Below are 19,875 nucleotides of genomic sequence, written 5' to 3'. Positions count from 1 at the left end.
CATTTGGAAAGGTGGACAACGCCATGGCATTGGCGCCGCGCTTGGCCGCCAGGGGCGGCGGCGGCGCATCATCATCTCGTTCGCACGCACGCTTGGGCGGTCGTAACCTCTTTTTGTGGTGGCGACCGCGTCCACACAGCGCTGTCTCTTACCGAAAAGCACTACCCGCAATATCTGGAGGAGCTACATGGCCTTGCCGAGGGGCTCGATCTTCCGTTCGAGAAAGTCTTCGCCTGGAACTGCCGAGGCGATATCTGGGCGATGAGCCCGGACGGCTGCACGACCGTGCAAGTCCCGGGCATTAATCCAGTCGTTGCCCATAACGAGGACGGTGATCCGGGGTTGCGCACCGGATGCGCGATCGCCACGGTGCGGCCAACCCAAGGTCGCGGTTTCTCGGCTTTCGTCTATCCCGCTTCCATTCCCGGCCACACATTCGCGGTCAACGATGTGGGTCTCGTTGTCACTGTCAACAACATCCGCTCGCGCCAGAGCGGCGACGGCCTGCCCCGCATGGTCCTGACGCGGGCGCTGCTCGACTGTTCATCTCAGGAAGAGGCAGTCGACCTGCTGCGGGCCGTGCCGAGATCAGGCGCCTTCCACCTGACCCTTGCCTCGCCTGGCGCAAAGGACATTCTCAGCGTCGAATTCACCCATCAGAATATTTCAGTAGTGCCGGTGCTGGCACCCTCCAGTCATGCCAACCATCTCGTCCATCACGAGATGAGCATGGAGGAACAGATCGTTACGGCCTCCTCCCGGTCACGGCAACAGCGCGGGGATGCGATGATTGCTCTTGCCGGCGAAGCGAACGTCAATCCGCTGACCATTCTGCGCGACACACAGGATGCGGCCTTGCCGATCTATCGCACTCAACCCGATGATCCCGATAACGAGAACACGCTGGCGACCGCGCAGTTCGCCATTGGTGCGGACAAGGTGGAATGCACCGTCTATGATAACGCAGAATCGGTTCCGCGCTTTCGTTTTTCGAACGACGCGTTTGTCTCGCGTGAGGGTAGTCAATGACGAGCAGCAGCGTGCCAACGACTTTTGAGCGTCCCCGCACGCTTGAAGACCTGCGGGCGCTGACTGTCGGCATAGGGCGTGGGGAGACAAGCCTGTCTTTGGGCAGCAAAGCGCTCGACGTGTTATCGCGACTGGTCGACATACCGGAACAGGCAGCGGTTCGCACCATTTCGGAACTGTCGGCGGCGCTAGGCGTCAACGCCTCGACGCTCACGCGGCTTGCCCAGCGTCTGGGCTATGGCGGCTTCAACGATTTCCAGAGCATTTTTCGCGAGGCAATCACCGACGACGAGCGATACTTCTACAGCCGGCAGGCGGGCAGGCTGATTTCCGCGCGACAGGGCGACGGAGAAGAACACGCGATCCTGGAAAGGCTGGCAGCGGAATCGAAAGCCAATATCGACGGTTTCCTCGCCCAACTCGACGATGGGCACCTGCGGGAAGCTGCAGCGCTGCTGGCCCACGCGCCCCGTATTCGGGTATATGGCGTGCGGCAGTTCCATGCCTTCGCAAGCTTTCTGACCTATGGACTTTCGATGCTGCGCGACGACATCGGCCTTCTTGACGCACCGCGCCTGGGTGAAGCGGAAGGGATAGCCCAGCTTTCGGCGGGCGACGTACTGGTTGTCGCCAGTTGCGCGCCCTATACGCGCAATGTGGCGGATGTCGCGATCATTGCTGCGCGTTACGGCATTCGCGTGATTGCCGTAACCGATACCCGATCGTCGCCGCTCGTGGCACCTTCCGAACATGCCTTTTTTGTTCCGCACGCCAGCAGCTTCTTCAGCAACAGCATGGGTGCCTATGTCGTTTTCTGCGAGGGCTTGCTTAACCTTGTTGCGCGCAGTCTGGGCGAGAGCGCCGTCAATGCCCTTGCAAAACGTGAAACCCTGATCAAGGAACTTGGGATTGAAACGGAAAGTCCATGATTTCCACCTGGCTTATATCTTCCGGCGCGGAATGGATGTCGCATAGGTATTCAGGGCTTTGAGATGTTCGTCCGCGCGCTTCAATTCCTCAAGCCCCGCCGACTCATCCCGCGCTGCCAGCAGCCCGCATAGAACTTCTGAAATGGCGAGCGCCGGCGTCAAAGTGTGAAAGAAGGTCTGGCTTTCGGTTGGGCAGAGGATGACGTCGTCGGCGATGGACACTAACGGAGAAACCTCGCTGTCAGTGATCGCAACGATCCCCATTCCCTTGCCGCGGGCGACTTCCGCCAGTTCAAGCGTCTCGCGGGCGTAGGGGTTGATCGATATGACCAGGAGAACATCCTGCGCGCCGGAGCGAATGAGCCCGTCGCCGCCCGTTCCGGCAGGACCATCGAGATGCACCGATTTTTCGCCGAGCAAGTTCATGACATAGTGGAAATGCCATACCACGGAGTGGCATGAGCGTAGCCCGAGAACGTAGATCCGCCGCGCTTCGTGCAGCCGGTTTGCGGCCGCACCGAGCCGTGCGAGCGACTGGGGCTCGCACAGACCGGCAATCTGTTCCGAAAGCCCAGCGAGCATTTGTTCCGCGAAGCCTCGTTTCTCCTCACCACTGCGACGCTCTCCTTTCAGCGCCGCTCGAGCCGCAAAACCCTCGCCACCGCCACGGATAAGCTCGGCATAATGCATGCGAATGTCGTCATAACCGGACAAGCCGAGGAACTTTGCCAGTCTTGTCATGGTCGAGGGCTGCACACCGGCGTTGCGCGAAAGTTCCCGCATGGAGACGAGCGCCACTTCCTGTCGGTGCTCGATAATGTGACGGGCCGCCTGTTGCAGCTGCGGCGACATGCCATCGAAGCGTTCGACAATACGCTTACGCAGAGGATCGTTTTGCAACACTTGGTTCATACCGTACCTCACTGTTTCAATCATGCTGTTCCCGAGACCGGCATGAAAGTCAATGTTTCAGGGCGACCGCTTCGCTCGGCAAGCACTCCGCCTGAAACGATACAATCGTTTCATTTTACATATTATAAAACAATCGTTGCAATTTTTCTCCAAACCTGCAATCTGGCTCGCGACAACACTCCCTCCGTTAACGCAACAGGCGCGCAGCCAGGACACACCGATGACCAAAATACTCCACCGCTCCATCGCATCCGATCTGCCCCGCGCCGTTGCTGGAGAGGGGGCCTACATCATTGATAGCGAAGGCCGGCATTATCTGGACGGTTCAGGCGGCGCGGCCGTCAGCTGCCTCGGACACAATCATCCCGAAGTTCTGGAGGCTATGAGGGAGCAGATGGGCCGCATCAGCTATGCCCACACGTCCTTTTTCACCACGGATACGGCCGAAGAGCTTGCCGAGAAACTTGTGGCGCTAACACCGGAAGGGCTCGATTACGTTTATCTGGTTTCGGGTGGCTCGGAAGCCGTGGAAGCTGCTCTCAAAATGGCCCGCCAGTATTTCGTGGAGATCGGTGAGCCGCAGCGGCGTCATATCATCGCGCGCAGGCAGAGCTATCACGGCAACACCATCGGTGCGCTGGCGGCAGGCGGCAACGCATGGCGACGCGCTCAATTCCAGCCCATCCTGCCGGAGACCCACCATATTTCGCCCTGCTACGCATACCGCGACAAGGCACCGCAAGAAACGCCTGAAGCCTATGCAACGCGTCTGGCAGTGGAACTGGAAGCGAAAATCCTGGAGCTCGGCGCTGATCAGGTCATGACTTTCATCGCCGAACCCGTCGTTGGCGCCACGCTTGGCGCGGTCGGTCCGGTTACTGATTATTTCAAGAAGATCCGGCAGGTCTGCGACAAATACGGTGTGCTTCTGATCCTCGATGAGGTGATGTGCGGCATGGGACGGACGGGAACGATTTTCGCCTTGGAGCAGGAAGGTATCGTGCCCGATCTCGTTACCATCGCAAAAGGTCTCGGCGGCGGTTTCCAGCCTGTCGGCGCAGTGATGCTGTCAAACAGGATCTACCAGGCTTTCGCTGAAGGTTCAGGACTGTTCCAGCACGGTCATACCTATATCGGCCACCCAATGGCCGCTGCTGCCGCCAATAAAGTCGTCGAAATCCTGACGCGTCCCGGACTGATGGATAATGTCCTGACGATGGGCGAGTACCTTCAGGCAGGGCTTGAAGCCCGGCTTGGGCAATCGCCTTATGTCGGAGATATTCGTGGACGCGGTCTGTTTCGCGGCGTCGAGATCGTGGCGGATAAAGACAGCAAGGAACCTTTCGATCCGTCGCGTAAAATCCACGCCCGGATCAAGAAGGAAGCCATGCAGCGAGGCCTGATGTGCTATCCCATGGGAGGGACTATCGATGGCCGCCACGGCGACCATGTCCTTCTCGCTCCACCCTACATCATCCGTCCGGACGAAATTGATATGATCGCCGACCGGCTGACCGACGCCATCAACGCCGCCGTGTTGGCCTGACTCCAGGGTCCCTTCGATGATGACATCCCACTGCCAGCCCGTTTCAGACGATAACTGGCCAGATGAAATCGCCGCCATGCTGCCCGGATTCGCAGGTGCACTGAACGTCTATCGCACCATGGCGCATCATCCGGCGCTGTTGAAAGCCTGGGCTCCATTGCGTCAGCACATCGTCAAGGATAGCGCCCTTGGCCCCATACGCTCTGAACTTGTGATCCTGCGTGTCGCTTACCGGATGGGCTCCGTCTACGAATGGGCGCACCACGTCAGCCGCGCCCGCGCGCTCGGCATGACCGATACGCGCATCCGCACGATACGCGGGATGCCTGAGGGAGAAGACGGTCTTATTGCCCAGGCCGTCGACGCGCTACTCGATCTGCATCGCCTGCCACCTGATCTGCAAACGAGGCTTTCTACTCTGCTTGGAAAGCAAGGTGTATTCGACCTCATCGCCACGGTCGGTTTCTATTCGGTGCTCGGCTACATGCTGATGACGTACGATACACCAGTCGATGAGGCTGTTGCCAAGGAGCTGGCTGAAAGACCGTTATCTTAGATCATGTGGCGTTCACACTCGCAGCAACTGACGCTGGCCGTCTCCCCCGCGGCCCTAAGGGCGGGTAGACAGAAGCGCTCGGCTTGAAGCTTTTGAAGGGATATGAACCCACGACGTGCTACCTGGATATTCCTCAAACTCATGCTTCGGGAATTTTTCACGGTTAAAATGAAGCGGTTGTGTTATCGGCCATACTTATCACCGCGAAAATCGTCCTTGGTATTATACGCGTCTCGTAGAAACGGCCCGTCCGGCGAAAATCGCCAACCGTGTTCAGCAGCGGAAGCAGTTCAGTCTCCTCTCTACTCGTCGTGACCGTAATCGGAATATTCTTTTGGCGCACGGGGATAACGGCGGGCCATTGCCCCTTGATTCCCTCTCGATTGATAATTTATGTTGGCAATGTTCTCAGGGCGGGGCGCAATTCCCCACCGGCGGTATCGGGATTTTCCCGGAGCCCGCGAGCGCTTCCGGTCTCCAAAGCCGGAAGGTCAGCAGATCCGGTGAGAGGCCGGAGCCGACGGTATAGTCCGGATGGAAGAGGACAAGGCATAGGACACCCGCGCGCTGCGGGCTTCGCATTGCATTGTTCGCCCAAGGGATATTTGGCGCTTCTTGAAGCGCGAAAATGCCGCAACACGGCATAACCCTTGAAAGGCCAGAAAGAAAATGACCATTGCTAGAATTGAAGACGCCATCGAGGCCATATCCCGTGGCGAGATGGTGATTGTCGTCGACGACGAGGATCGCGAAAACGAAGGCGATATCATCGCCGCCTCCGACAGCATCACTCCGCAGCAGATCGCCTTCATGATGAACCATGCGCGCGGGCTGATCTGCGTCGCCATGCCGGGCGAGCGTCTGGATGCGCTCGACATTCCGCTGATGGTGTCGCGCAACACCGAATCCCTCAAGACGGCCTTCACCGTTTCGGTGGACTATATTCCGGGCACCACGACAGGCATTTCCGCCGCCGACCGGGCAGAGACAGTGCGTGCGCTGGTGTCGGAGGGTTCGCGCCCGGAAGACTTCGCCCGTCCCGGCCACATCTTCCCGCTGCGCGCCAATCCGCAAGGTGTTCTCGGCCGCACCGGCCACACGGAAGCCGCCGTGGACCTCTGCCGCCTTGCCGGGAAGTTTCCGTCCGGCACCATCTGCGAAGTCGCCAATGACCACGGCACCATGGCCCGCCTGCCCCAGCTCGAAGTCTTCGCCGAACGTCACGGCCTGCTGGTCGTGACGATCAAGGACCTTGTTTCTTATCTCAAGGGCGAGGTTGTCGAGGATGTTGTGCAGAAGCAGGTTGCGTGAGCTGCTGCTTGTGGTGTGAATACAAAAACGCCCGGCGCAAGCCGGGCGTGATGCTTGTGAAACCGTCTGGCTTCTCCTCTTCCGTCATGCCGGACTTGATCCGGCATCCAGCCACGGCGCGTCTGCGCCGTGAGAAGAGTCTTTAGCGATCAAAGACTTGACCGCACTGGACCTCGGATCAAGTCCGGGGTGACGGAGGGAAAAAGCCGCGTCAACCTGACCCATAGGTCTGGCGCGCCTATCATCCACCTCAGCGCTAACGCATCAAAAACCCTACCAGCAGCAGAAACCGCCATCCACCAGCAGATCCACGCCCGTCACGAAGCTCGCCGCATCCGACAGCAGGAAGATCGCCGGACCAACCATCTCATCCACGCCAGCCATACGCTGCATCGGCGTCTGCTCTTCGAACAGCTTGGTCTGGTGCACCATTTCCGGCCGCGTATTCATCGGTGTTGCCGTGTAACCCGGCGAGATGGTGTTGACGCGGATGCCGCGTCCCACCCATTCCATCGCCATGGATTTCGACATGTGGATGACGCCGGCCTTCGAGGCGTTGTAATGGCACTGCATCAGCCCGCGATTGACGATGACGCCGGACATGGAGGCGATGTTGACAATTGCGCCGCGGCCGTTCTTCAGCATGGCACTGGCTTCCGCCTGGCAGGAGAGGAAAACGCCCTTCAGGTTGATGTCCATCATCGTCTGAAACTGGCTTTCCTCCATCTCCTCGGCCGGGTTGGCATTGGCGATACCAGCCGCATTGACGGCAAGTGAAAGCGCGCCAAGCTCGGCCTCAGTACGCGCGACCGCTTCAGTCAATGCCTGCTTGCTGGTGACGTCAGCCGCAATCTGGATCGACTTGCGTCCGGCCTTGGCGATAAAATCGGCCGTCTGCGCCAGGCCGTCATCGGTGCGGCGATCAAGCAGCGCGACATTAGCGCCGGACTGGGCAAGCCCCATGGCGATCCGCTGGCCGATGCCGGAACCGGCACCGGTGACAAGTGCCACCTGGCCGGAAAGATCGAACAGTTTCGGCGCGTTAAGCGTGATGGTGGACATCGGTATTTCCTTCTTCAGATGGTTGCCAGTTCCATGACCGAGACGTCGTTTGCTTCGTCACGGTTGAGAATGCCGGCCTGTTTTCCCTGCGCGAGCACGAGGATGCGGTTCGATACGCCCAGCACTTCCTCGAGATCGGAACTGACGACGATGACGGCCACGCCGCTTTTCGCCAGACCGACGATAATATCGTAAATGCCCGCGCGTGCGCCGACATCGATGCCACGGGTCGGCTCGTCCAGCACCACCACGCGCGGATTGCGAGCCAGCCATTTGGCAATGACCACCTTCTGCTGGTTGCCACCGGAAAGATCGGACGCCGGCTGTTCGCTGCGGCCCTTCACCCCGAATTTGGCGATGGCTTCCCTGGTAAAGGCACGCTTGATGCGCGGCGTGATCCAGCCGGTGCCGACGCGGTCGAGATTGGCATAGATCAGGTTCTCGCCGATCTCGTGCTCCACCACCAGTCCCTGCAATTTACGGTCTTCCGGCACCATGACGATGCCCTTGTCGATAGCGTCCGCCGGGCTTTTCAGCGTCAGTACCTTGCCATCCAGCAGCACCTCACCCGCACTCGTCGGGTCGGCACCGGAAATCGCCCGCACCAGCTCGGTGCGTCCCGCGCCGATAAGACCGGCGATACCAAGGATTTCGCCGGCGCGAACGCCGAAGCTGATGTCGCGGAAGGCATTGGTCGCGCCGGTCAGCCCCTTGACCTCCAGCACCACCTTGTCCTGCGGTTCCGGCAGCGCTGGAAACAGGCGCTCCAGCGAGCGGCCGACCATGCTTTCAACGATGGTACGCACCGGTGTTGCGCTATCGGCAAATTCATGCACCCGCTCGCCATCGCGCAACACCACGATGCGGTCGGTGATCTGTTTGATCTCTTCCATGCGGTGGGAAATATAGATGATGCCGACGCCCTCGGCGCGCAGCTTGCGCACCTGCTCGAACAGAGCCTGCGTTTCCGCGCCGCCAAGCGCCGCCGTCGGCTCATCGAGGATCAGAAGTTTCGCATCCAGCGCCAGCGCCTTGGCGATTTCGATCAGCTGCTGGTTGGCGGTGGAAAGGCCGGCCACCTTGCGGGTGGCGGGAATGTGGAGATTGAGGCGCGCCAGCTGCTGCTGGGCTCTGCGCACCATCTCGGCGCGGTCGATAACGCCGTTCTTCATCAGCCAGCGGCCAATGAAGACATTTTCAGCGATGGAAAGCTCCGGCAGAAGCTTCAGCTCCTGATGGATGAGCACGATGCCCTTATCGATCGCCTCGCGCGGCGATGCAGGCGCGTAAGGCTGTCCAAGCCATGTCATTTTACCTTCGGACGGCTCACGAGAACCGGCGATGATACCTGACAGCGTGGATTTGCCCGCACCGTTTTCACCCAGCAACGCCACCACTTCGCCCGGATAGACATCGAGATCGACGGCTTTCAGAACCTCAAGCGGACCATAACGTTTGCTGATGCCACGGAGCGAAAGAACCGGCTCGCGCATGACGGGACCTCCCAGGACACATAAGCAGCGGCAATGCCCAAGCCTTGCGTCCGAAATAATCTAAAGACAAACCAGTGAATGCCCCGCGCATCCCAAGGGTCGCGCGGGGCAGCAGGATCAGGGATGGTTGGCGATGAAGCCTTCGACATTTTCCTTTCTCGTCAGCGTCGCATCGGAGAGCTGCACGGCCGGAACCTTCTCGCCGCCGACGATCTTGACGGCCATTTCGACAGCCATGCGGCCCATCTTCTGGGTCTGCTGCGTCGCGGTCACGTCGAACACGCCATTCTTCAGCGCCTCAAGCGCTGCCGTATCGCCATCGAAGCCGCCAACGACGATCTTCTGCGAAGGGTTGGCAACCTTGATTGCCTGTGCAGCGCCGAGCGCCAGACCGTCGGCCTGCGCAAAGACGATGGAAACATCCGGATTGGCCTGCAGCATGTTCTGCATGATCTGGAAGCCTTCATCCTGGCTCCACATGTTGGACCACTGTTCGGCGACGATCTTCACGCCGGAATTAGCGTTTACCGATTCCATGCAGCCCTTGGTGCGGTCCACTTCCGGTGTCGTGCCCTTCTGGCCATGGATGATGACCATCTTGCCCGAACCACCGGCCTGCTTGATGATGTAATCGCAAACCGACTTGGCGGAGGCGACGGAATCGGTGGCGAGGAAGGTATCGCCCGGCGCGCCATCGGCATTGCGGTCGATGTTGATGACCGGAACGCCGGCAGCCTTGGCAAGCTTTACCGGAACGGTCGCGGCGGCGGCACCGGCCGGAATGTAGATCAGCGCATCGATGTTCTGGGTCAGCAGATCCTGGATCTGGTTCACCTGCGTCGGGCCATCGCCCTTGGCGTCAACGGTGACGACGGCAATGCCGCGCGTCTTGGCTTCGGCTTCAACGGCCTGCTTGATCTGGTTGAAGAAGTTCGCCTGCAGATTGGCGACGGCAAGGCCGATCTTCTTGACTTCGGCGGCATTGGCCTGGCCGAGCGACATGGCGAGAAGGGCGGCGGATGTCAGCAGAATGCGTGAAAATTTCATGATTATTCCTCCATTTGTTGATTGTTGACCTTCGGGCAGATCAAACCTCCTCCCCTCCGGCCGTTTTTCACGCCTCCCATGCCGGGAGGGTCGTTTATTGCGCAGACGGCTCTTCGCCATCCGCAGGCAAATTCAGCTTCTGCGACGACGCAAGGTTTCAGCACCCACGGCCAGCACGATGACCACACCGATGATGACCTGCTGCAAAAAGGGAGAGACGTTGAGCAGATTGAGGCCATTGCGCAGAACGCCGATGATCAGCACGCCGATGAGGGTGCCGCCGATGCCACCCGCACCACCGGAAAGCGAGGTTCCGCCGATGACGACCGCCGCAATCGTATCCAGCTCGTAACCGAAGCCGCTGGAGGGCTGCACCGAGTCGAGACGTGCCGCAAGAACGATTCCGGCAAGACCGGCCAGAACCGCACAGGCGACATAAACGCAGATCGTCACCAGCGGCACGTTGATGCCGGCAAGACGCGCCACTTCCGGGTTGCCGCCAACAGCATAAACCGTGCGGCCTTCGGAGCGGAAACGCAGGAAAATCCAGGTAACAAGCACCACGATCAGCATCAGCAGCACGGTTGCGGTCAACACGCCGAAATGGCGCTCAATCGCCAGCATCATGAACCAGTCGGGAAAACCGACGATCTGCTGTCCATCGGTGATCATATTGGCGAGACCGCGCGCCACCGACATCATCGCCAGCGTGGCAATGAAAGCAGGCACCCGGAAGGCCGTCACCAGAATACCGACCACGAGGCCGCAGGCGGCAGAGGCGACAAGCGCCAGCACGATGGCCATGCCCATCGGCATGCCCGCGACATTGGCCGTCCAGCCCATGATCATCATCGACAGCGCCAGCACCGAGCCGACAGACAGATCGATGCCGCCAAGCAGGATCACGAAGGTCATGCCGACGGCCATGATGCCGAGCACGGTGATCTGGTCGAGAATGTTGAGCCCGTTTCGGAGCGACAGGAAGTTCTCGCTGGCGAAAGTCAAAAAGACACACAGCAGCAGCAGGCCCAAAAGCGGTCCGGTCGCACCACTCAGCCAGGCAAGCGGGCTCCTGCTGTGCGTGACCCCCTCATTGCGTTCAAGCGCGGACATGGCTCCTCCCGATGACTGTCTTGCATTTTTTAAACCGATTAGAATAATTATTCATCATCGGTGAAACATGCATAAGCTAGTTGAGAGAAGCTTGTCAATAGGGCTTTAAAGGCAATGCCGATACCGCCTGACGATAAACAATCCGCAATTCCATCTTGACAGAAACGCCATGTCTGCAATTATATAAATAGATGCATAAATATTCACACGCATGTTTTGAAGAGGATTCCATGCAGTCCCAGGAGCTAGAGCGCATTGCGCGCCAGATTCGCCTTCGCGATGTACAGGCTGTTTTTGAAGCGGGTGCGGGCCATGTCGGCGGCGAAATGTCGGCCATCGACATCATGACGGCCCTTTATTTCCGCGTCCTGCGCATCTGGCCGGATGATCCGAAGAACCCTGCCCGCGACCGCTTCGTGCTTTCCAAGGGCCATACGGCCTGCGCGCTGTATGTGACGCTTGCCAAGCGCGGTTTCATCCCGGAAGAGGAAATCTCGACCTTCCTGCAGCCGAATTCGCGCCTTAACGGCCATCCCAACTGTAACAAGGTGCCGGGTGTGGAAACCAATACCGGCCCGCTCGGTCACGGACTGCCGGTTGCCGTTGGCATGGCCAAGGCGGCCAAGCTTTCCAGCGCGGACTACCACACCTATGTCATGACAGGTGACGGCGAGATGCAGGAAGGCTCCAACTGGGAAGCCATCATGTCCGCCGCACAATTCGGCCTCAACAATCTGACGCTTATCGTCGATCACAACCGCTTCCAGCAGGGTGCGGCGCTTTCGGAAACCAATGATGTCGCGCCGCTTCGCCCGAAGCTCGAGGCTTTCGGCTGGGAAGTCAGCGAAATCAACGGCAACGCCATGGCGGAAGTCGTGCCGGCGCTGGAGCATCGCGGCAACCGCCCGCATTGCATCGTCGCCCACACCAACAAGGGTCACGGCATTTCCTTCATGCAGGACCGCGTTGACTGGCACCATAAGGTTCCGAGCAGGGAACAATATGAAATCGCCGTCAAAGAACTTTCGGAGACATTGTAATGAACGCGCCCGTAACCGCCGCCAAGCTTTATGACTGCCGCGACGCCTTCGCCGAAACGCTGGAAGCGCTGGCCGCCGGCAATGACAGGGTCGTCGCCGTCTGCAACGATTCGGTCGGCTCCTCGAAGCTCGGCGGCTTCAAGTCGAAATTCCCGGAACGTCTCGTCAATGTCGGCATTGCCGAACAGAATATGGTCGGCGTCGGCGCCGGTCTCGCCAATGGCGGCCAGTTGCCCTTCGTCTGCGGCGCATCCTGCTTCCTCACCGGCCGCGCGCTGGAGCAGATCAAGGCCGACCTCGCTTATTCCAACGCCAATGTGAAGCTGATCGGCATATCCTCGGGCATGGCCTATGGCGAACTGGGACCGACGCATCACTCCATCGAGGACTTCGCCTGGATCCGAGTTCTGCCGAACCTGCCGGTCATCGCCCCCTGCGACCGCATCGAAACGGCCGCCGCCGTCAAATGGGCGGCGGAATATGCCGGCCCCTGCTTCCTGCGCCTGTCACGCGTCGGCGTGCCTGATCTGCTGCCGGAAGGCCATGTCTTCGAACTCGGCCGCGCCAATCTGTTGCGTGAAGGTTCCGACCTGACACTGATCGCCAATGGCACGCTGACCCACCGTATCGTCAAGGCCGCCGATATTCTGGCGAGCCGTGGCGTCAAGGCTCGGGTGCTGAACATGGCGACCGTACGTCCCATCGATGAGGCGGCGATCGTCGCCGCAGCTAAGGAAACCGGCGCGATCCTGACGGCTGAAGAACATTCGATCTTCGGCGGCCTTGGTTCGGCCATTGCCGAAGTCGTGGTCGAACAGGCCCCCGTGCCGATGAAGCGTCTCGGCGTTCCCGGCGTCTTCGCCCACACCGGTTCGGCCGAATGGCTGTTGGATGAATTCGGCATGGCGCCGGCCGCCATTGCGGATGCGGCCGAAGCGCTGATCAAGAGAAAATAAGGTCTCCTCCCAGAGTCGTCGCGTGTCTTCGGATGCGCGGCGACACCCTTTCTGCAATATCGTCGTTTAATCGCCGCAAGGCCGAAACGAAAAACTGCCGACGAAAGACTCCCATGATGCGCGCCATTCTGTCCATCGATCAGGGCACCACCAATTCCAAGGCCATCCTCGTCTCGGAAAGCGGAGAGCTGCTGGCGCGCGGCTCATCTCCCGTCGGCATCGCCTATCCGCAGCCCGGCTGGGTGGAACAGGATCCGAACCGCATCTGGGCCTCGGTCCGTGAAGCGATCTCCGGCTGCCTCGCCGCTGCCCCCTCTGACATCGATGTCGCGGCCATCGCCATTTCCAACCAGCGCGAATCCGTCACCATCTGGGATGGCGAGACCGGCGAACCGCTCGGCCCGGTGCTCAGCTGGCAGTGCCGCCGCACCGCGGAGGAATGCGCTGAGCTCATCGAGAAAGGCCATTCCGAGCGCGTCATGGCGCTGACCGGCCTGCCGATCGACCCGATGTTTCCCGGCGCAAAAATGCGCTGGCTGCTGGAGGGTGCCCCGAAGGGGCGCAGGCTCCGTGTCGGCACCATCGATAGCTGGCTCATCCATTGCTTCACGGGCGGTAAAGTCCATGCCTGCGACGCCTCCAACGCCGCCCGCAGCCAGGTGCTCGATCTAAACCGGCAGGTGTGGAGCGAGGAGCTTTGTGCGCTCTTTGGCATCGATATCGACACCCTGCCCGATCTGCGCGACAGCAGCGGCGATTTCGGCACCACATCAGGCGTTCCCGGTATCAAGGACGGCACACCGATCCTCGCCGCCATCGGCGACAGCCACGCAGCCCTCTTCGGCCACGGCGCCTTCAACCCCGGCGACGGCAAAATCACTTTCGGCACCGGCTCATCTGTGATGACCACCCTGCCGCATTTCATCGCGCCCGAACGCGGCATCACCACCACCGTTGCATGGCGGCTCGGCGGCAAACCGACCTTCGCCTTTGAAGGCAATATTCTCGTTTCGGCAGCCTCCCTGCCCTGGATGACGGAGATTCTCGGCCTGCCGGATGTCGCCGCGCTGGTGGAACTCGCCGCCACTGCCGAGCCAAACGGCCCCGGTTTCGTGCCGGCCTTCGTTGGCCTTGGAGCACCCTATTGGGATACCAATGCGCGTGCATTGTTCTCGCAGATCAATTTCAGCACCACGCGTGCCCAGATGGCCCGCGCCGTCACCGACTCGATTGCCTTTCAGGTCCATGACGTCTTCGCCGCCATGCGCGCGCAGTCGCCTTCCGGCTTTGGACGGCTGTTCGTGGATGGCGGCCCGAGCCAGAACCGTTTCCTGATGCAATGTGTCGCCGACATGCTGCAACACCCCGTCATCCAACGCGACGCGCCGGAAGCCTCGGCACTGGGTGCCGCCTATCTCGCCGGCCTCGCCCTCGGTGTCTGGAGCGATCTCGATGCCATCGCGGCGTTGAACAGCAACGGCAACACCATCACGCCGTTCGCGAGCGAAAACAGCCAGCGGCTCAGCGTCTGGCGCGATGCGATTGCCCGCTCGACCTTGCCTGTAACCTCGGGTAATGGTGAATAAAAATTCACCCTGGAGGGCTTATGGGCAGGCTAAACGAACTTCGAATGATATCCCGCGTGGCGCAGATGTATTTCAGCGAGCACAAAAGGCAGGCGGAAATTGCGCAGCATCTCAACCTGTCGCAGGCCACCGTCTCGCGCATGTTGAAGCGTGCCGAGGCCGAAGGCATCGTCCGCACCAGCATCATTCCGCCGCCCGGTACCTATAGCGATCTGGAAGCGCAGCTGCGCGAACGTTTCGACCTGCCGGAAGCCATCGTTGTCGATTGCAGCGAGGATCGCGACGGTGCGATCATGGCCCGCATCGGCGAGGCAGCGGCCCATTTCCTCGAGGTGACGCTGTCGCAGAACGAGATCATCGGCGTCTCCAGCTGGAGCCAGACGATCTTCAAGATGGTGGAAAACATCCATCCGCTTAAAGGTGCCAAGGCGCGTTATATCGTCCAGACACTGGGCGGCATGGGCGATCCTTCCGTGCAGACGCATGCGACCCAGATCACCACCCGGCTGGCGCGCCTGACGGAGGCCGAACCGAAACTGCTGCCGGTGCCGGGTGTCGCCACCTCGCGCGAAGCCAAGCTCTTGATGCTCGCCGATCCCTTCGTGCGCGAAACCATCGATCTCTTCGGATCGATCACGCTCGCCATCGTCGGCGTCGGCGCGGTCGAACCATCGGAGCTTCTCGCCCGTTCCGGCAACATCTTTTCCGCCAAGGAACTGGCCGATCTCGCGCAGGCGGGTGCGGTGGGCGACATCTCGCTGCGTTTCTTCGACAAGGACGGCAAGCCGGTCAAAACGCCGCTCGACGACCGGGTCATCGGCCTGCCGCTGGAAAACCTCTCCAATGTCGACCGCGTCATTGCACTCGCCGGCGGCTCGAAAAAGACCGAGGCGATTGCCGGAGCCCTCAGGACCGGTGTGATCGACGTGCTCGTCACCGATAAATTCACCGCCGAACGACTGGTCGGCAAGGAAACATAGCCAAAATCCCATAAGGAGGAGACATGAGGCGCTTTGAAGGTCAATCCGTATTCGTGACCGGAGGCAATAAGGGCATCGGATACGGCATCGCCCGCCGTTTTGCCGAGGAAGGCGCAAAAGTCGCCATCGCCTCTGTCGACAGGGACACCCATGACGCCGCCAGAAAACTGGCGGACGAAACCGGCACCGTCACACACGGCGTCATCCTCGATGTGCGCGACGCGGCAGCCGTGCGCGAGGCCTATGGCGCAGCCGAAGAGGCGATCGGCCCGCTTTCCATCTCCGTCCAGAATGCCGGCGTCATCACCATTTCCAAGATCGAGGAACTGACGCAGGAACAGTGGGATTTCAATCTTGACGTCAATACCAAGGGCGCGTTCCTCTGCTGCCAGGAGGCGATCCGCCGCTTCCGCGAAAGCGGCACCAAAGGCCGCCTCGTCAACACTGCTTCCGGCCAGGCGCGTCAGGGCTTCATCTATACCCCGCATTATGCCGCCTCGAAATTCGGCGTTATCGGCCTGACGCAAAGCCTTGCCAAGGAACTGGCGCCGGAGGGCATCACCGTCAACGCCATTTGCCCGGGCATCATCCATACCGAAATGTGGGACTATAACGACCGCGTCTGGGGCCAGATGCTGGGCGATTACAAGCCGGGCGAACTGATGGCCGAATGGGTACGCAACATTCCCATGCGCCGCGCAGGAACGCCCGCCGAAGTGGCGGCGCTGGTGGCGTTTCTGGCATCCAACGATGCCGCCTACATCACCGGCCAGACGATCAATGTCGATGGCGGGTTGATTATGTCGTAAGGGGTCTTGGTGAGTGCCAGTTTCGGAAAACTGGACATCCAGCCTACTTCGCACACTGAGAATTTCTTGTGCGGACTTTCGGAGGGGCGTGATCGCCGGCTGGCCGACATCTGGCCGCGCGATCGTCAGCGTCTTACGGCGTGATACAACAGTCTCAACACGGCATACTTCAAGGCGTGCTTTCCGAGGAAGCCATGTCTGGCTTCAAGAACGCGCGGCAGAATTCCACACCCTAATCCACATGCTCTGTCGGGAGCATATCAAAAAGCTGGATCAGGCAACGAGGTCTCAGCGATGCTGGGACAGCGAGGTACAGGCAGGCCTTGACTTCGACAGGAAGGAAAAAGGCAGCATTTACCCCAACACTTGAATAGAAGCGGAAAACTGAAAGCCTGCCGCATGCACGACATGAACGGGCAATTCTAAACCCGCTTCACGTGTCTTTGCGCGCACCCGTCGAACGACTGCATCGAGACTACGCGTTTCAGGGCTAAGATCTTTATAACCCAGAGCCTCGGCGAGATATTCTTTGGAAACTATGCGACCACCTGCCTCGGCGAGACACAGAATCAACTTCGCTTCCCGTCCGGATAACCTGATCTCTGTGCCATCTGGTGAAATTAGACGCTGGCTAGCGCCATCGATACACCAAATCAAGCGCGGCTTTTGCGGCACTGCCTGAGTATGCCCAACGCGCTTGATACGATTTGATAGATTCTTGATCGCAAGAACCAATTCGTCCCCATCGACGGGTTTGGTCAGGTAGAGATTTGCGCCTTCGGCGTATCCCCGAATCTTGTCGTCACGCAATGTTCGAGCAGTCACGATAATGATTCCCAAGTTTGTTCTCTCGGATAAGGATCGTGTAATCTCGAAGCCGTTGATACCTGGTAGATTTATATCCACGATTGCGACGTCGAAAAGGTCCGTCTTAACTGCAAGCGCAAACTCTGCCTCATTTGCAACTGACGTTACCGCAAATCCGTTCAGACGAAGAAAATCGGTCAGGCTTTGCCGAAGATCAAAATCATCCTCAACGAGGATAACGCGAACGGGTCGATTGGCACTTTTTTCATTTAGTTCAGAGGACGTCAGCCTAGAAACTCCATTACCCAAATCAGCGAACTCCCACCCATCAAGCCGTTCACATCCCGGCGGCAGTCAAAAAATGTCCACGACAACATCAATCTTGCAACTGCTCTAGCAGCGGCAGAGCAATCGTTGCTTCTGCGCCACCATTTGATCGATTGCGAAGCAAGAAGTGTCCTCCGTGGGCATCCACAGTACGCTTTACCAGAGAGAGTCCTATGCCTCTTCCTTCTACGTGAACCGTATTTGCCCCACGCATGCTATGCTCGACAAGGTCATTTGCCTGGTCATTTCCAATACCAATTCCGTTATCCGTGATCTGCAAAAAGACTTCCTGCCCAACGCAAAACACGTTGAGCTCCACCGTCGTAGACCCGAGCGGAGCCGAAAATTTTGCGGCGTTCTCGAGAAGATTGATAATGGCAAGTCGCAGCATCTCGCGATCAGCACGAACCCTGGCGGTTATTGCTTCCGCACTCACTGCCAGATTGATCGTCGCGCCGGGAAGGAGGTCCCCTGCATGACTGACTGCGACCTCTGTCAATTCCGTGACAATTGTATCCAAAAAGCTCGGCCGGTAACTTGGCCCCTGTATTTTGCTGCGTGATAGGTTCACCTCGAGTACTTCAACCAGCCGCTTGATCCCCCCGTTCGCACGGTTCAGTCTCTCACGATTAGAGACATCGCTTTGGGGCAATGTCAGTCGGACGCTGTCGAGATTGGTACGTATCACGCCTAGAGGGGTCCGATATTGATGCGAAATGACTTCCATGAACTGAACTTGCTGCTCCTGCGCATGCAACTCGGCTTGCAACGCAACCTCCGCCTTACGAAGGCGAACCGCCAACGATCCAGTGAGCAAGGTAAAATGAACTATGCTGGTTGCGGCATAGGAACTGGCAACCCAACCCGGCAGCGGCAGGAGACCGTAGCGTTGGCTGTTTGTCACCATTAAACCGGCCCAGAGCAAACTGAATGCCGCAAAATTCAAGCCATGTTGAGCGTCGCGCGACCGATTGAAATCCACAAAAGCAACAACCATAGCTAATGTTGTCAGTATCAAGATGATCGGACCAGCTACGGTCACAAAATAGCGATTCACGCCTGCAAAGACGCATAAAACTCCAATTAGGCCAGCCGTCGTGGAAACTCGACAAAAAAGTTCAAGCCTTGGGTAACGTTGTCGAAGATCAAGGATCCCTGCAATCGACAGGGCGCCCGCCGCAAGACCAAACCAGGATGAACTGCTGGTCAGATAGTCATTACCGGGACCGCCTTCACTGAAAAGCAGGAGCCGCGCCAAACCGAGGCTTCCGAAGTACGTCGAACCTACTGCCAATATGTCCAAGGCGAGAGCAATGTAGAATTTCTTCCGATCGAAATAAAAGAAGAAAAACTGGATGACGAACAATATCGCCATACCCCCAAACCACATGCCTCTTACCAAATTCTGAGTGATCGATCTGAATTCGTACTCAGACGGAGACAACAACTCCACGGACACGTTCAAACTCGCATCCAGATTGCGTGCTCTTAGGTATATAACTGCTGTTTGACCAGGCCATAACTCAAGAGGAAGAACGTTCGCTGAGGTATTGAAATGCGCCTGCGAGCGCGGTGAATGGTCGCCCATCTCGTACCGATCAAAATCTGAAGCGCTCATGCTGCCTTTCTGGCGGCTGACATAGATTTCCAGTTCGTCCGTGAAATTTGGCGTAATTGAGAGAAGCAGCTTTTGCGGGTCGCGGGCCTGCGGAGACAGTGCAAGAGCAAATCGCATCCAGGCAGAGGTCTGCACGAAACCCAGATTGATATCGTGCCCCGCGATCGGCGAGAAGAGCGACGGGTGATCGAGCATGTCCTGAAGACTTGCAGACTCACGATCGACAAGCGCCACATCTATGGAGCCGTTAAGAGACAAGGAACCGGTAAGGCCTGATGGGACATCTCGAACCCGGCTTTCGGCAAAGGTGTCGTTCGCGCTGACGACCGCTGCGTTGAAAAAGACTGCCAGTAACAGTATTAAAGGGACCTTCGTTATCGACATGTTCCACACATTGCGTGAACGAAGGAACGCTCGCTTCGTCCGATGCTTGCCGCAGCTGCGCTCAAGCCAAGATATCGAGTCCTAAAGCGGCCAAGGCACGCAATACGGCTGTTCAGCCTACGCGGTACCCGCTCAGCCAACAACACTCACATATCGTATGCTCTTGACCCGCTCCACCGGCAAAAACAACACTCCAAACTTGCGCCAATTCAAAAGCGGTCCTGCATTCGTTGAGGCTGTTGCCGCGCCAACACGATTTCCGTTCCAAACCGTTCCAAACCGTTCCAATTGCGTCCTACCAGGAATGAGCAAACCGATCTAAAGATCCCTGTAGCTGCCGCACGTGCACTCAACAAACGCGGATTTGACG

Annotated in this window: 17 protein-coding genes and 1 riboswitch; of the genes, 10 read left to right on the top strand and 7 right to left on the bottom strand. The window is 58.9% G+C overall.

The genetic code is table 11. The annotated features are described in order from the left end of the window. Both AGR13A_RS20980 and AGR13A_RS20975 read left to right on the top strand, forming a co-directional pair. On the top strand, positions 1–1,029 hold a 1,029-nt coding region (locus AGR13A_RS20980; RefSeq protein WP_308400310.1), incomplete at its 5' end, for a C45 family peptidase. Then, positions 1,026–1,958, top strand: a complete 933-nt coding sequence (locus AGR13A_RS20975; protein ID WP_080839175.1) for a MurR/RpiR family transcriptional regulator — start codon at positions 1,026–1,028, stop codon at positions 1,956–1,958. The genes AGR13A_RS20980 and AGR13A_RS20975, both read left to right, overlap by 4 nt. Positions 1,959–1,970: 12 nt before the next feature. On the opposite strand, the gene AGR13A_RS20970 is transcribed toward AGR13A_RS20975, so the two are convergent. After that, positions 1,971–2,870 carry a MurR/RpiR family transcriptional regulator gene (locus AGR13A_RS20970; RefSeq protein WP_208612411.1) on the bottom strand — a complete coding sequence of 300 codons (900 nt, stop codon included), beginning with the start codon at positions 2,868–2,870 and terminating at the stop codon, positions 1,971–1,973. Positions 2,871–3,090: 220 nt separating this feature from the next. Here AGR13A_RS20970 and AGR13A_RS20965 point away from each other — a divergent pair, with 220 nt between their 5' ends. The 3 genes from AGR13A_RS20965 (at position 3,091) to ribB (ending at position 6,283) form a co-directional block, all read left to right on the top strand. Then, positions 3,091–4,416 (top strand): aspartate aminotransferase family protein, encoded by a 1,326-nt coding sequence (locus tag AGR13A_RS20965; protein ID WP_080839172.1) that lies wholly within the window; start codon positions 3,091–3,093, stop codon positions 4,414–4,416. Between the two features lie 16 nt (positions 4,417–4,432). Beyond that, positions 4,433–4,972, top strand: coding sequence for a carboxymuconolactone decarboxylase family protein (locus AGR13A_RS20960; protein WP_080839170.1), 540 nt, complete (start codon positions 4,433–4,435; stop codon positions 4,970–4,972). 400 nt (positions 4,973–5,372) lie between these two features. Next, a riboswitch (FMN riboswitch) is annotated at positions 5,373–5,522 on the top strand. 119 nt (positions 5,523–5,641) lie between these two features. Further along, positions 5,642–6,283: a 3,4-dihydroxy-2-butanone-4-phosphate synthase gene (ribB, locus tag AGR13A_RS20955; protein ID WP_080839168.1), complete on the top strand. Its 642-nt coding sequence runs from the start codon at positions 5,642–5,644 to the stop codon at positions 6,281–6,283. Between the two features lie 273 nt (positions 6,284–6,556). Here ribB and AGR13A_RS20950 read toward each other — a convergent pair whose 3' ends face one another. The 4 genes from AGR13A_RS20950 to AGR13A_RS20935 all read right to left on the bottom strand — a co-directional run bounded on the left by AGR13A_RS20950 (position 6,557) and on the right by AGR13A_RS20935 (position 10,998). Continuing rightward, positions 6,557–7,345, bottom strand: coding sequence for an SDR family oxidoreductase (locus AGR13A_RS20950; protein WP_080839166.1), 789 nt, complete (start codon positions 7,343–7,345; stop codon positions 6,557–6,559). 14 nt (positions 7,346–7,359) lie between these two features. Beyond that, a complete protein-coding gene (locus tag AGR13A_RS20945) occupies positions 7,360–8,838 on the bottom strand; it encodes a sugar ABC transporter ATP-binding protein (RefSeq protein WP_080839164.1) in 1,479 nt (492 codons plus the stop codon). A 117-nt stretch (positions 8,839–8,955) separates the two neighbouring features. Continuing rightward, complete coding sequence (locus AGR13A_RS20940) at positions 8,956–9,885, bottom strand: sugar ABC transporter substrate-binding protein (RefSeq protein WP_080839162.1); 930 nt, start codon at positions 9,883–9,885, stop codon at positions 8,956–8,958. A gap of 132 nt (positions 9,886–10,017) precedes the next feature. Further along, positions 10,018–10,998 (bottom strand): ABC transporter permease, encoded by a 981-nt coding sequence (locus AGR13A_RS20935; protein ID WP_080839159.1) that lies wholly within the window; start codon positions 10,996–10,998, stop codon positions 10,018–10,020. 230 nt (positions 10,999–11,228) lie between these two features. Here AGR13A_RS20935 and AGR13A_RS20930 point away from each other — a divergent pair, with 230 nt between their 5' ends. The 5 genes from AGR13A_RS20930 (at position 11,229) to AGR13A_RS20910 (ending at position 16,369) form a co-directional block, all read left to right on the top strand. Next, complete coding sequence (locus tag AGR13A_RS20930; protein WP_080839157.1) at positions 11,229–12,038, top strand: transketolase; 810 nt, start codon at positions 11,229–11,231, stop codon at positions 12,036–12,038. After that, entirely contained in the window at positions 12,038–12,994 is a 957-nt protein-coding gene (locus AGR13A_RS20925) for a transketolase family protein (RefSeq protein WP_080839151.1), read from the top strand. Before AGR13A_RS20930 ends, AGR13A_RS20925 begins: the two co-directional genes overlap by 1 nt. 116 nt (positions 12,995–13,110) lie before the next feature. Further along, complete coding sequence (locus AGR13A_RS20920) at positions 13,111–14,580, top strand: FGGY family carbohydrate kinase (protein ID WP_080840382.1); 1,470 nt, start codon at positions 13,111–13,113, stop codon at positions 14,578–14,580. A 20-nt stretch (positions 14,581–14,600) separates the two neighbouring features. Continuing rightward, positions 14,601–15,560, top strand: a complete 960-nt coding sequence (locus tag AGR13A_RS20915) for a sugar-binding transcriptional regulator (protein WP_046798190.1) — start codon at positions 14,601–14,603, stop codon at positions 15,558–15,560. 23 nt (positions 15,561–15,583) lie between these two features. Then, positions 15,584–16,369 carry an SDR family oxidoreductase gene (locus AGR13A_RS20910; protein WP_080839147.1) on the top strand — a complete coding sequence of 262 codons (786 nt, stop codon included), beginning with the start codon at positions 15,584–15,586 and terminating at the stop codon, positions 16,367–16,369. Positions 16,370–16,723: 354 nt separating this feature from the next. On the opposite strand, the gene AGR13A_RS20905 is transcribed toward AGR13A_RS20910, so the two are convergent. After that, positions 16,724–17,485, bottom strand: a complete 762-nt coding sequence (locus AGR13A_RS20905; protein WP_080839144.1) for a response regulator transcription factor — start codon at positions 17,483–17,485, stop codon at positions 16,724–16,726. A gap of 67 nt (positions 17,486–17,552) precedes the next feature. Then, on the bottom strand, positions 17,553–19,505 hold the full coding sequence (locus AGR13A_RS20900; RefSeq protein WP_080839143.1) for a sensor histidine kinase: 1,953 nt from the start codon (positions 19,503–19,505) through the stop codon (positions 17,553–17,555). Between the last annotated feature and the right edge of the window lie 370 nt (positions 19,506–19,875).

It is taken from the genome of Agrobacterium genomosp. 13 str. CFBP 6927 (assembly GCA_900012615.1).
Classification (GTDB): Bacteria; Pseudomonadota; Alphaproteobacteria; order Rhizobiales; family Rhizobiaceae; genus Agrobacterium.
The sequence above is the reverse complement of the archived record's forward strand: the minus strand, read 5'-3'. Positions and strand labels throughout refer to the sequence as shown.